The organism is Cognataquiflexum rubidum, from assembly GCF_022538115.1.
Taxonomy (GTDB): domain Bacteria; phylum Bacteroidota; class Bacteroidia; order Cytophagales; family Cyclobacteriaceae; genus Cognataquiflexum; species Cognataquiflexum rubidum.
The window spans coordinates 1-13,254 of record NZ_JAKZAL010000002.1; the positions used below are offsets into that span (position 1 = coordinate 1).

The following is a 13,254-nucleotide window of genomic DNA, read 5'->3' on the forward strand; positions in this document are numbered from 1 at the left end:
ATCTTTAACAAATAACGATTGTCACTAGCTGTCACTTTATATTTATTTGGCCACTGGTATCATTGCGGATATACATAAACAAAAAAGCCCGAATAAATCGGGCTTTTTTTATGTTTTTACACTCTACTTCTTTTTTTCTTCAATCCTTCTTCCTCGATTTCATCTTCGACACCGGCAAATACTCTACCGCAATGTTCACATACGATGATCTTTTTCTTTTCTCGGATATCCGCTTGTCTTTGGGGAGGTACCACGTTGAAGCAACCTCCACAAGCACCTCTTTTTACCATTACCACTGCCAAACCATTCTTGGCATTGGTTCGGATTTTGGAGTAAGATTTGATAAGTCTGTCTTCGATTTTCTTGACAGCTTTCTCTCTTTCACCCTTCAATTTGGTCTCATCGTTTTCGCTTTCGGAAACAATGGTGCCCAATTCATCCTTTTTATTGTTGAGGTCTTTTTGTCTTTCCTTCAAAATTTCCTGAAGTTCATTCACTTCATTGTTTTTGAATTCAATTTTGGCTTGCGCCTCTCCAATTTTCTTTTTGGAGACCTGGATTTCCAAATCCTGCAACTCAAGTTCCTTGGTAATGGCGTCATACTCCCTGTTGTTTCTGACGTTCATCTGCTGTTCCTGATACTTTTTGATAAGTTTCTCGGATTCTTTGATGTTATCTTTGAATCTTTTGATATCATCTTCCAAGGCTACAGTATCCGTGTGGAATTTTTGTAATCTGGTTTCGTATCCGGCTATTTCATCCTCAAGGTCTTGGACTTCTTCGGGGAGAGCTCCTCTAACTTTAAAAATCGAGTCAAGTTTGGAATCTAATTTTTGAAGGTTTAATAAGGCTTCAAGCTTCTGTGCAACTGTACTTTCCATTTACTACAGATAAGTTATGGGATTTGTGATGACTTTTGTCAAATAGAGTGCAATATTAGTAAATTTTTGCGACAATATATTCCTGAGTAATTCTTTTGTATAAATTTCACTTTCATAATGACCAATATCGCAAATAACCAGCTGATTTTCAGCGTCAAAGAATTCATGGTATTTGACATCCGAAGTGATAAATATGTCAGCACCCGCTCTTTTGGCGTCAGGAAGTAGAAATATCCCCGCACCACCACAGACTGCTATTTTCTTAACTTTTTTACCAAGGAGGTGGGTGTGCTTGATTGTGATAAGGTTCATCTTGAGTTTTAGCAATTCCAAAAACTCCTTTTCATCCATTTCTTCATTTAATTCAGCGATCATCCCTGCTCCGACTTCCTGATTTTCATTTTCTAATTTTTGGATGAAAAATGCCACTTCCTCGTATGGATGTGCTTCCCGGAGAGCATGAAGGACCTTTCTTTCCAAGTAACTTGGCAAGAGTACTTCAATCCTCGTTTCGGGTTCGCGGTGTGCTGCTTCCGGAGTTCCTTTGTTTGGATTTGCACTTATTGATGGAGTGAACGTACCAATGCCTTCAGCCAAAAAGCTGCAACTTGAATACTCTCCAATTTTCCCGGCACCGGCATCAAAAAGAGCTTTCAGGACTTTTTCAGTAGCCTCATGTGGGGCAAAGGTTACCAACTTTAAAAGAATTTCTTTTTTGGGTTGTAGGATCTTGGTGTTTTTTAATCCGATGACATCACAGATTTTCTTGTTTACTCCGTGGGCAACATGGTCAAGATTGGTGTGGATGGCATAAATTGCAATATCGTTTTTGATTGCTTTGATGACCGTCTTTTCGACATAATTCCGTCCGGTCAAACTTTTTAATCCTTTGAAAATAATCGGATGATGTGCTACTATCAGGTTGCAGCCTAATGAAATCGCCTCATCGACCACCGCTTCTGTAGCGTCAAGAGTGCACAATACACCTTTTAGTGTATCATGGGGATTGCCTGTAATCAATTGGGCATTGTCATATGATTCTTGGTAGGATGGCGGAGCGATTTTCTCCAGGTAGGAAACGATGTCCTTGATCTTGTAAACCATATTTTTTGTTTTACTTTGTCCAAAATTAAGGAAAAATAGCCAATGCGCTGGTACGACCCTTTTCTTTATCCTTTTGCTTTGCTATATGATGGTGTCACCAGATACCGCAACGGCATGTTTGACAGCGGGAAAAAGAGAAGCACCGAATTTTTGATCCCGACAGTGGTAGTGGGAAATCTGAATCTCGGCGGTTCGGGAAAAACACCGATGGTGGAATTCTTGGTAGAATCGTTGAAAGACCATTACCGATTGGCAACATTAAGCCGTGGATATGGCCGAAAAACCAAAGGGTTTTTATTGGCGGAGCAGAATTTGGGACCGACTGACTTAGGGGATGAGCCGTTTCAGATTTTTTCCAAATACGGGAATGAAGTCACCGTGGTAGTTGGGGAGGAAAGAGTCATGGCGATTCCGCAGATTATCTACCACAGACCCGAAACAGAATTGATAATCCTGGATGATGCATTCCAACACCGATATGTGAAAGCTGATTTGCAAATCCTGTTAACAACCTTTCAAAACCCCTTTTTCAAAGACAGAGTATTGCCTTTGGGTACCCTTCGGGAAAGTGCGGATGGGGCCGGAAGGGCTGATCTGATCATCGTAACCAAATGCCCTGCTTCGATTACTGAAGAGGAAAAATCAGTTTTTCAAAAGGAAATCAGGAATTATGCAGATGTCCCGATTTTATTTGCCGGCATAAAATATGGAAATCCGGAACCTCTTTTTCAGCCAAATTCAAAGCTGCTCAAGAAAGTCATTCTTGTTTCGGGCATTGCCAATGATGGTTTATTTAAAGAGGCTGCCGGTAAAAGGTTTCAGGTATTGGAAACCATAACCTTTGCAGACCATCATCGGTATACATCAGCAGATGTCCGTAGAATCCTTGAATTGGTCAAAAAACACGAAGGTGCAATGGTTTTGACCACTGAAAAGGACGCAGTAAAACTTAAAGATGGTGCTTTTCATGATTATTTGGCAGAAATTCCGATTTTTGCCCTGCCTATCAAAGTTGATATGGACCAAAACGATAGCCAATACCTGATTGAGCGCATCACCAATATTGTCAAGGACAAAGCATATATCCGTGAGATTTAAATCTATCCTGTTTCTTTTTTTGTTATCCTGTTTTTGGAACTTTGGTATTCAGGCGCAGGTCAGGCCGAGAGTTCCCCAGACCGGTAATCCTACAGGTATCCCTCCACAGCAAAATCAAGAAAGAAACCTAGAGGAAAGCGGTGAATCCCAAGGCAGAAAAAAGCTGATTGACGACAGTACAAAAATGGTTTTCGGACCCAATACAAGCCTTTATTTTTTGGAAAAGGATGTAAAAAAGAATCGGATCAGAAAAATTGAGGGTGACACTTCACTGTATAATTTCCATTATTTTGAACCTGTGGCCAAGTCAGGATGGATGTATCAGGACCTTGGAAATGTAGGAAGTGCCGCCAAACCGATATTTTATCAATTGCCTTCCATGATCGGAACCACTTCAGGTTTCGAGGCTTACGATCCTTACTATTTTGGGCCGGACAGCATGCGGTATTATGACACCAAGTCTCCCTACACGCAGATGAATGCTTTTTTTGGAGGGGGCAACAGAAATATGCTGGACCTGGTTTTTGCAAGGAATATCAACCCTAGGTGGAACATGGGATTCAATTTTAAGACCATCAGGGCTAGAAAAACCCTCAATCCCAATGCGAGGGATGATAATTTGACTGAGCAAAATGCCTATGCCCTTCATACAAATTACAGATCTGAAGATGGGAAGTATTTTCTTTTGGGGAGTTTTTCACGAATGCGGCATGAAGTAAACGAACAAGGAGGCATAATTTCTCCGGATTTTGATTCGACTTCTTTGCTTTTTGCTTATGAAGATGCCAAAGTATGGCTGCGGGAATCCCAAGCAGTTGACCTCAGGCAGGATTATCACCTCTATCATGAATATGAACTTGTCAAGGGCTGGCAAGTGTATCATATATTTGATAGGAGAAAGCAAGATGTGTCATTCTTTTCACCACTTACAACTTCAGATTCTGCATTTTTTAATATTTTCAGTCCGGACAGGTTTTTAGATCAGGATACTACTTATAATAGAAACCAATTTACAGATTGGCGGAATGAATTGGGATTCAAAGGAGATTTAGGGCCGCTCTATTATAATGCATTTGTTAAATTCAGGAGTGGCAGACTCATTTCTCCTAATTTTGATAAACCGGGATCATTCAGTGAAATTTTTATTGGGGGAGCGCTGCGTGGGGAAATCAGCGAAAAATGGCGGTTTGAGGCAGAAGGAGAATATTCTTTGCCAGATGCCTTCAGGATCAAAGGCACTTTTGTATCTCCCTATTTGGAGGCTACTTACACCAAAGCACTTTACAAGCCAACCGCCATGCAGCAGTTTTACGTGGGAAATCACCATAAATGGGAAAATAACTTTGAAAATATAGGGGTAGACCAGATCCAGGCAGTTTTGAAAGCGGATTTTAAAAGCATGTCCATCAGGCCTAATGTGACTTTAAACAGGATCAATAATTATGTCTTTTTTAACAAAGACCAAAAAGCAACCCAAGCAGATGGGGAGGCATTTATGGTGATTCCCGGTTTGAAATTTTCAGTGAACCTCAACAGAAAAATGTTCTTTGAGGCCGATGCGTATTATACTTTGATTACAGGAGATGGCAAAGATAATTTCAGGATTCCCGAAATATTGGTGAATTCGCGGATTTTTTATGAAAGTCCGATGTTTGACGAGAATATTTTTGTTCAGATCGGCTTGGAAGGAAGGTACAGAAGCGATAACCTCGCGGACTTCTATAATCCGGCTTTCCAACAATTCTTTATCCAAAATACGTTCAATGTCTTTGCTTATCCGGTCGTGGATTTTTTCTTCAATGCCAGAATCAACAGAACCAGGATTTTGCTCAGAATGAATCATATCAATATGAATATGATGAGCCAGCCGGGATATTTTGTGACACCGTATTTTACCGGGTTGAGAAGAGCATTGGACATCGGTATCAGTTGGCCTTTATTTGATTGACCATGAGTTGGGAAGAAAGTACGAAACAGAAAATGCTGCATTTGCAGCTTCCAACCGATCCGAGGTGGGTCAATATTGCCCAAATGAATATCGTGGATATTTTGGTCGACCATGCTTATTGTGAACAAAAGGCGGCGTCATCGTGTATTTCTTTGATAGTTAATTTCCATGAATTCACTGATGTGGTGGATACTCTGACTCCGGTGGTAGCAGAAGAATGGGGGCATTTTGAAAGGGTGATGGAACAACTCCGAAAAAGGGAAATTCCTTTTGGTAAACCCCGGAAGGACGAGTACGTAATCAAGCTAAGTCAGTTTGTAAGAAAAGGGGGAAGCAAAGTGATGCAGCTGACGGAATATCTGCTGATGAACGCGCTGATTGAAGCCAGAAGCTGTGAGAGGTTTAAGCTTTTATCCAAAGAAATCCAAGACGGAGAGCTACAAAAATTCTATTACGAATTGATGGTATCGGAGGCGGGGCATTTTGTCAATTTCCTTGATTTGGCCAGAAAATACCAAGACCCCGAAAAAGTCAATGCACGGTGGAAAGAATGGTTGGAATACGAAGCCGAGGTGATCCAAAACCTTGAAATCAGAGGTGATCGGATGCATTAATCGGGACGGATTTGCCGGAAAGGATTTTTAACAGAAATTATTTTCAGTTTGTGCCCGATATTTTCACCATTATGCTTATTATTAAAACTGCAATTCAAAATTTATTATTGAAATTGTTCTAATCCGTACAAATCATGAATCTGGTCGAAAATATCAAAGAAGCCCTCAGGTCAGTCAAAGTCAATTTACTGAGAACCGTATTGACGGGAACCATCATCGCCATAGGCATCATGTCCCTTGTTGGGATGTTGACAGCCATTGATGGTATCAAAGCCCAGATTGCTGATAGTTTTTCAGGCTTGGGTGCCAATAATTTTGATGTCAGGTCAAAAGGTTTTTCAGGTGGAAGGGGAGTTCAGCAAGGCGTTTCTGAAAAAAATTATCCCATTGTGAGGTACAAAGAGGCTTTGAAATTTCAGGAAGAATTCAATTCTACGGGTCCTTCCACAGTTTTTACTTCTGTCACAGGTGCCGCTGAGGTAAAAAGAGGTTCAAAAAAGACCAATCCCAATGTAAGGGTGACAGGTGGCGATGACATGTATTTCAACATCAAGGGTTTGAAGATTGAAAAAGGCCGGAACTTCAGCAACACCGAAGTTCGGTATGGCAACAATGTATGCGTCATCGGATTGGATCTGGTCGAAACACTTTTTGAAAAAAATGAAGATCCGTTAAATGATTTCATTACTGTTTTTGGCAGAAGATATACAGTTGTTGGGATTTTGGAGAAGCAGGGAAGTGTCGGTGGTGGTTCCGGGGCGGATAGGGCTATTTTTATACCTGTAGAAAATGCGAGCAGACTCGACGCAAATGGAACTTTTCGTTTTTCTATCACAGCAAGTGGTTCCGATCCATTGAAACTGGAATACGAAATGGGACAGGCCACAGGCATGATGAGGAAAATCCGACAGGATAAAATTGGTCAAGAAGATTCTTTCGAATTGGTCAAAAGTCAATCGGTGGGAGAGAGTCTGGAGGAGGTTGCAGGATATCTTAGGATTGGGGGCTTTGGGATAGGTTTTATTACCCTTTTGGGGGCATCGATTGGATTGATGAATATCATGCTGGTGTCTGTGACAGAAAGAACCCGCGAGATCGGAATCAGAAAAGCGCTTGGCGCCACTCCGCTTAGGATCAGACAACAATTCCTCATTGAAGCCATTGTCATCTGTATTTTAGGAGGGATTTTAGGAGTAATCATTGGTATAGCAATCGGAAACGTAGTTGCCAATCTCATTGGACCGGGAGGGTTTTTGATTCCATGGCTTTGGATAATTGTTTCTTTTGGGATATGTATTTTTGTCGGGCTTGCTTCAGGATATTTCCCTGCCAGAAAGGCAAGCAAGCTAGATCCGATCGAATCCTTACGTTACGAATAATTTTTGATGTGGTATGGAAAATACGTTTGATGCAATTGTAATAGGGTCAGGAATAAGTGGTGGATGGGCTGCAAAAGAACTTTGCGAGAAAGGCTTAAAGACACTTGTTCTTGAAAGAGGGAGGAATGTAGAGCACAAGAAGGATTATCCCACCATGACCTCTGCGCCTTGGGAAATGCCTCACCGCAATCAGATTCCTTTGGCTGATAAATTGGAAAATCCTGTTGTCAATAAATGTTACGCTTACAAAGAAGACACAGCGCATTTTTTTGTAAAAGATACTGAGCATCCCTACATCCAAGAAAAGCCTTTTGACTGGGTCAGGGGTTATCAGGTTGGGGGCAAATCCCTGATTTGGGCGCGTCAGACACAGCGGTGGAGCAAATATGATTTTGAAGGTCCCGGCAGGGATGGTTTCGCTGTCGATTGGCCCATCAGGTACGATGATATTGATCCATGGTATAGCTATGTGGAGCGCTTTGTCGGCATCAGTGGCAACAAAGACGGAGTGGAAACTTTACCTGATGGCGAATTTTTGCCTCCATGGGAAATGAACTGTGTAGAAAAGGAAATCAGAGAAAGAATTGTGGCTGAGTTCAAGGATCGGCATGTGATGATCGGGAGGTGTGCCCATTTGACCCAACCTCAGGAGCATCACCTTCAGCAAGGCCGCGGTCAGTGCATGGCCCGCAACCAATGTTACCGTGGCTGTCCGTTTGGGGCCTATTTCAGTTCCAACTCAGCAACTTTGCCCGCCGCTGCTGCCACCGGAAACCTTACTTTAAGACCGGATTCTGTGGTGCATTCCATCATTTATGATGATCAGAAAGGGAAAGTCACCGGCGTCAGGATAGTGGACAGGAATACCAAAGAAGTGAGTGAGTATTTTGCCAAAGTTATCTTTTTGAACGCCGCAGCTCTCAATTCCAACCTCATCCTTCTCAACAGCAAATCGGCAAGATTCCCGAATGGGTTGGGTAATGACAATGGTTTACTTGGAAAATACGTTGCTTTTCATAATTATAGGGGAAATATATCTGCTTCCTACGAAGGCCATGAGGATTCTTTTTATTTTGGAAGAAGACCTACAGCTGTCATGATGCCTAATTTTAGGAATGTGAAGTCACAGGAAATGGACTTTCTTCGTGGGTATATGACTTTTTATACTGCCGGAAGAGGCGGTTGGGGCGGGGCAGGAGATGTACCATTTGGTGAAGAATTCAAAGAAAAAAATTCTGTTCCAGGACCTTGGGGTGTTTTTATGATGATGCAGGGGGAAACTATACCCAAAGAAACCAATTTTGTCAGCCTAAGCGCTACAGAGAAGGATGAATGGGGTATACCGCTTCTGAAAATAAAGGTCGAATACGATGAGAATGATGAGAAAATCCTTCGGGATTTTTTTGAGCAAGGAACAGCAATGCTTGAAAAAGCAGGTTGCAAAAACATCCGTATTTCAGATTCCATGCAGGCACCCGGTCTTGATATCCATGAAATGGGAGGAGTAAGAATGGGCAAAGATCCCGAGACTTCCCTGCTTAATGGATGGAATCAAATGCACCTTTGTAAAAACGTATTTGTCACCGACGGGGCCTGTATGACATCCACCGGGACCCAAAATCCCTCCATTACGTTCATGGCCTTGACAGCCCGCGCAGTAGATTATGCTGTAAAAAGTCTAAAGGATGGTTTGCTTTAACCAGTCAAAAAAGGATAGGGATTTTGTATTTCGGTCTTTATTTTGATCCTTCTATGGGTGCAGAATGGCGAAGGCGCTAGGTTTAGGTTCATCTACCTCTTTTTATTTTTTGAATTTGTTATTCAATTGATCTTGAACTATCTTTCATTTGAACGTTTTGATGAGTAGTCCAATTACAAATTGGAAAAGATAAAAGGGTGTAATTTCAAATTACACCCAGTCGTAACATCAGGCGTTTGACTACACCCAGAGGGGGGAAGGATAAAAAGGGTTTAATTGCAAATTACACCCAGTCGTAGCCTTAGGCGTTTGACTACACCCAGTTGGGAAAAAAAATGGTTATGAACATGCAAATTATTGGATAGGAATGGGGGTCTTCTTTTTAACTGTTTTAAATCATGCTGCAGCTATAATTGGTGTAGGATATGGTGCTGTTCAATTAAACTCATATCTATATAATGGTAAAACGGCTGAAGAAAATATAGGTAAGGCAATTGGATTTTAGAATAATTGGATATGATCAGGTTCTTGTATAAAATCTTTCATTTTGAAAGTACTCAAAATCATGAAAAAAATGTAGAAAATTCATTTTTGATTATTTGGATATTCATTTCGATAATTCAATTTCTGTTCATTTTCAAATTACTTAACATTCTATTTGGATTCAATGGTAATCACCCATATTTATCATTAACTGGAGCTTTTATATTATCTATTTTTAGTTACTATGTGGTTCGAATAAGAATTTTAAAATCATTTTATAAAGAAAATATCGATAAAGATTTCTACGATTTTGGGAAATTTAATAGGCTTATAAAACCGATACTTATAGGTCTATTTTTACTTTTAATTATTATGTTGGGTAAAATTTTCCTTAAAATTTGATTTAAAATAAAATTGATGTCGGGATATGAAATTAGTTAATCTTAGATGGTTAAAGAATTCAATGACCACCCAACTGGGAGTAGGTGTGTCATGAAATCTTTGATGTGAATTCAAGATATGTTGTTTAGAAGATTGTAGTAGGCCTACCGCAATCGCCGAGTAAGAGGAGGTTGCAAACCACCTCTTGGTGCTGTTTTGGTGATGAAACGGTAGTTTACTGAATGGAAATAGTGTTGGAATATTTTCTTTCATCTGAGGAAATAAATTCAAAATGAATTTACAAATCAACCTTCCCTGTTTTTGGGGTAAACCTTATACCACATTTTTCCTTTTTGCTTCCAAAAACCTGCGACATTACATTTTCATTACCCCGGGCGGCGGTGCATAGGATTTGTTGAAATATAAAAATCAGAGAAGCACCTTGCCCGGGGCTAATAATATTTCGCCCACTTCGGGGCTTTTAGTCGAAGTTGGATTAAGTTGGAAACTTATTCTTCAAAAAGATTCTCTAATGGAACACTAGCGGGGAGGAAGAATCCGCGACAATTGTCGGGATTACCGGGCCGGAGCGGCATCGCGCGCGGGAGGATTAAAATTTCTTGTCCCGATAATTATCGGGATGGTTACTTTTTGTGGCAAGACAAAAAGTGACACGAGAAAGAAACATAAAGAAAATACCATAGGAAAGAAAATCAAAATGAATTGACTTCTCCACCTTCCCTGTTTTTTGGGTAAACCTTATACCACATTTTTCCTTTTCGCTCCCAAAGACCTGCGACATTACATTTTCATTACCCCGGGCGGCGGTGCATGGGGATTTGTTGAAATATAAAAATCAGAGAACCACCTTGCACGGGGCTAATAATATTTCGCTCCGACGCGGCGGACTGTTGGTCGAAGGGGAATGAGATTGAAAAATAGAATGAAGTAAGTGTTTTGTTTGCAAACTCATCTCAAGGAAAATCCTCTTTTGGACCACCTGTGGGGAGGAGGCGCAATTCCGGGCTGGCGGTGGCCTTGTGTGAGGAGGGATTAATGCGCTAGTCCCTGATATAGCTCGGGATTGGCTACTTTTTGTATAATGACAAAAGTGACACAAGAAAATATCGCCAAACCATGTTTTAATAATTGAAAAAGAGAAAGCTGACATTTATACTTAATTGACTCCTCTTTTCTCATCATCACTTTAGTGTTTGATTTTATTCAATGCCGGGGTAAGACATTTTTTATTTCTATTGAAAAATATCTTTCAATAGAAATAAAAGACTTTGTTGCAGCTCTACACTTCCTGGCAGAAATGTGCCGTTGGCATGAGGGTAATCCCCCACCGGGGATGAAAAAGAAGAAAAATCCTGCTCATTCATCCAAGGCAGTGGCGGCATAATTTTGATCCCCAAATAAGAAAATATACTTATTTGGTTAATTAAATTTCACTTCAAAATCACGAAAATTTGAAGATTTTCAGAGAAATTCTTGGTTTCTCCTCTTTTTTGAAATTTATCAGATTATAAATCAATTAGTTATAATCGAAATTTAAAAAATACCCAGTATTGGGTATTTTTTGTGAATAAGTTTATTTCTAGTTTTCAAAACGTATCAACCACCCCACGCTATGAAAACACTCAGATTTCCTATTTTGGCAATTCTTTTTTTGCTTACTATTTCCAATTCTTTTGCCACTATTCAAGAAGGATTCAAGTTTGGAAAAATCCCGGATGAATTCGTCACCATGAAAGTATATGAAACCGATCCCGATGCGGAGGCAGTGGTTTTGTCCGATGTTGGCAATGCAAAAATCGCTTTTTCAGCCGGAGCTGGTTTTCAGATTACCTACAATATCCATAAAGTCATCAAAGTATTGACCAAAGGGGGAGTTTCTTATGGAGATTTTCGGATTCCCTATTATTTCATTCCGGGCAGAACAGACTTGGTGGGTTCTGTCAAAGGATATGTTTACAATGAATCAGGTGGGACAATCTTGAAAGAGAAAATCGGGAAGGAACATATTTTTGAAGAAGAAGTATCCAAGACCTACAGGATGAAAAAAATATCAGCGCCCAATATCAAAGAAGGCTCAGTCATTGAGCTTTCCTATGAAATCACCTCTGATTTATTCAGCTATTTGAGAGAGTGGGAGTTTCAAACTGAAATTCCGACCAGATGGAGTGAGTATTCTTTGGAATATCCCGAGTATTTTTCCTTTAGCCAAAGCGCACAGGGATTTGAGCAGTATGTAATCAACGAGCAATCTGAAGGTACAGGTAATGCAAACTGGACTGAATCGGAGAGGTCTGAAGGTAGAGTTGCACAAAGCACAACCACAAACAATTCGGTTAATTTTTCAACCAGAAAATACCATTGGGCGATCCAAAATGCTCCGGCACTTCGTCCTGAACCATTTATCGACAATCCCCAAAGCTATGCGACCAAAATTGAGTTCCAACTTCAATACTTACAGTTCCCAAACAGTCAGAGACAGACTTTTTCGGGTAGTTGGAATACCATGTCTGAAGAACTTCTCAAAGATCCTGAGTTTGGAAAACAGCTTGAACGGAAAAAATTCGTCCAGGAAGCATTGCCCCAATTGATCACTGCTGAACAAAGTGAGCAGGAAAAAATGATTGCGATTGCAGATCATTTGACCAGGATGGTAAAGTGGAATGGAGGATCAAGTATTTATCCAAGTCAGTCTTTGGAGAAAGTTTACAAAGAAGGTGTTGGCAATGTAGCGGACATGAACTTCTTGTTGATTGCATTTCTGAGAGAAGCAGGATTCGAAGCCCATCCGGTAGTCGGTTCTACGAGGGCAAATGGATTTGTGAATCCTTCCAATCCTGTTATGTACAAGCTCAATTATTTAAGTGCTTTGGTTAAATCTGGAGACAAAGAATTTGTGATGGATATTTCTGATTCATCTTTGCCCTTTGGTTTCCTACCCATCAACGGGATGAATTTCAGAGGTTGGGCAGTTATTCCTGACAATGCTTCCCGTTGGGTCGATATTTATAATACTATACCTACCTCCGAAACCGCCATGGTGACGAGCAAAATTACAGAGGAACAAATTTCCACCAATGTCCAAAAAACCACCCAAGGCTATCAATCTTCCCTGATAAAAAGCAGAATAAAGGCAACAGGAGAGGAAAAATACAAGCAAGAAATGACAGATGAATTTACCGGTGGTGAATTGATTTCTATCCAATTTGAAAATCTTGATTCCAAGGAGAAAGGCATCACAGAAAAATACGAAATCAAAACCAATGAAGGCTTGGTGGTTTCAGGAGAGAACATTTACCTCAATCTTTTTGAAAATAGCTACCTGTCCGAAAACCCTTTCAAACTGGACAGCAGGGTCTTTCCCATCGATTTTATTTACCCGCAAAAAAGACAGGTGATCCTCAATTTTGATATTCCTGAAGGATATAGTGTCGAGGAAATGCCACAATCCACCATGATTCAATTCAATGAAAAGGCAATTGTTTATTCCTTTAGGACAGCGCCTCCTGTAAATGGAAGAATTACCATCAGGCTGGCTTATCAAGTTAATGAGACTTTGTTTAAAGCCGATGAATATCAAAATCTCAAAGATTTTTTTGATTTGATTGCCAGCAAGCAGAAAGAAGCCATTGTCCTTAAAAAGATTTAG

8 protein-coding genes are annotated in these 13,254 nt (G+C 40.4%); 6 read left to right on the forward strand and 2 right to left on the reverse strand.

Annotated elements, in window-relative coordinates; genetic code table 11:
* Positions 1–116: 116 nt before the first annotated feature.
* Together MMU05_RS02390 and MMU05_RS02395 are read right to left on the reverse strand one after the other, a co-directional pair.
* The gene (locus MMU05_RS02390) at positions 117–881 is read right to left on the reverse strand and encodes a zinc ribbon domain-containing protein (RefSeq protein ID WP_241140068.1); all 765 of its coding nucleotides are present in this window, start codon (positions 879–881) and stop codon (positions 117–119) included.
* A gap of 3 nt (positions 882–884) precedes the next feature.
* The gene (locus tag MMU05_RS02395; protein ID WP_241140069.1) at positions 885–1,985 is read right to left on the reverse strand and encodes a Nif3-like dinuclear metal center hexameric protein; all 1,101 of its coding nucleotides are present in this window, start codon (positions 1,983–1,985) and stop codon (positions 885–887) included.
* Positions 1,986–2,027: 42 nt separating this feature from the next.
* Between MMU05_RS02395 and lpxK the strand changes: the two genes are divergently transcribed.
* From lpxK to MMU05_RS02425, 6 genes are all read left to right on the forward strand, one after another.
* Positions 2,028–3,083, forward strand: coding sequence for a tetraacyldisaccharide 4'-kinase (gene lpxK / locus MMU05_RS02400; RefSeq protein WP_241140070.1), 1,056 nt, complete (start codon positions 2,028–2,030; stop codon positions 3,081–3,083).
* A complete protein-coding gene (locus tag MMU05_RS02405) occupies positions 3,073–5,031 on the forward strand; it encodes a putative porin (protein ID WP_241140071.1) in 1,959 nt (652 codons plus the stop codon). The genes lpxK and MMU05_RS02405 overlap by 11 nt, the downstream gene beginning before the upstream one ends.
* Before the next feature lie 2 nt (positions 5,032–5,033).
* Complete coding sequence (locus MMU05_RS02410) at positions 5,034–5,645, forward strand: MiaE family protein (protein WP_241140072.1); 612 nt, start codon at positions 5,034–5,036, stop codon at positions 5,643–5,645.
* Between the two features lie 134 nt (positions 5,646–5,779).
* Positions 5,780–7,024: an ABC transporter permease gene (locus tag MMU05_RS02415; RefSeq protein ID WP_241140073.1), complete on the forward strand. Its 1,245-nt coding sequence runs from the start codon at positions 5,780–5,782 to the stop codon at positions 7,022–7,024.
* 13 nt (positions 7,025–7,037) lie between these two features.
* Complete coding sequence (locus MMU05_RS02420; protein WP_241140074.1) at positions 7,038–8,723, forward strand: GMC oxidoreductase; 1,686 nt, start codon at positions 7,038–7,040, stop codon at positions 8,721–8,723.
* A gap of 2,497 nt (positions 8,724–11,220) precedes the next feature.
* Positions 11,221–13,254 (forward strand): DUF3857 domain-containing protein, encoded by a 2,034-nt coding sequence (locus MMU05_RS02425; protein WP_241140075.1) that lies wholly within the window; start codon positions 11,221–11,223, stop codon positions 13,252–13,254.

Bases quoted from the DNA above. Each gene is read 5' to 3' on its own strand.
- lpxK (WP_241140070.1), top strand. From the start codon at position 2,028: ATGCGCTGGTACGACCCTTTTCTTTATCCTTTTGCTTTGCTATATGAT.
- MMU05_RS02415 (WP_241140073.1), top strand. From the start codon at position 5,780: ATGAATCTGGTCGAAAATATCAAAGAAGCCCTCAGGTCAGTCAAAGTC.
- MMU05_RS02425 (WP_241140075.1), top strand. From the start codon at position 11,221: ATGAAAACACTCAGATTTCCTATTTTGGCAATTCTTTTTTTGCTTACT.
- MMU05_RS02390 (WP_241140068.1), bottom strand. From the start codon at position 881: ATGGAAAGTACAGTTGCACAGAAGCTTGAAGCCTTATTAAACCTTCAA.
- MMU05_RS02420 (WP_241140074.1), top strand. From the start codon at position 7,038: ATGGAAAATACGTTTGATGCAATTGTAATAGGGTCAGGAATAAGTGGT.
- MMU05_RS02395 (WP_241140069.1), bottom strand. From the start codon at position 1,985: ATGGTTTACAAGATCAAGGACATCGTTTCCTACCTGGAGAAAATCGCT.
- MMU05_RS02410 (WP_241140072.1), top strand. From the start codon at position 5,034: ATGAGTTGGGAAGAAAGTACGAAACAGAAAATGCTGCATTTGCAGCTT.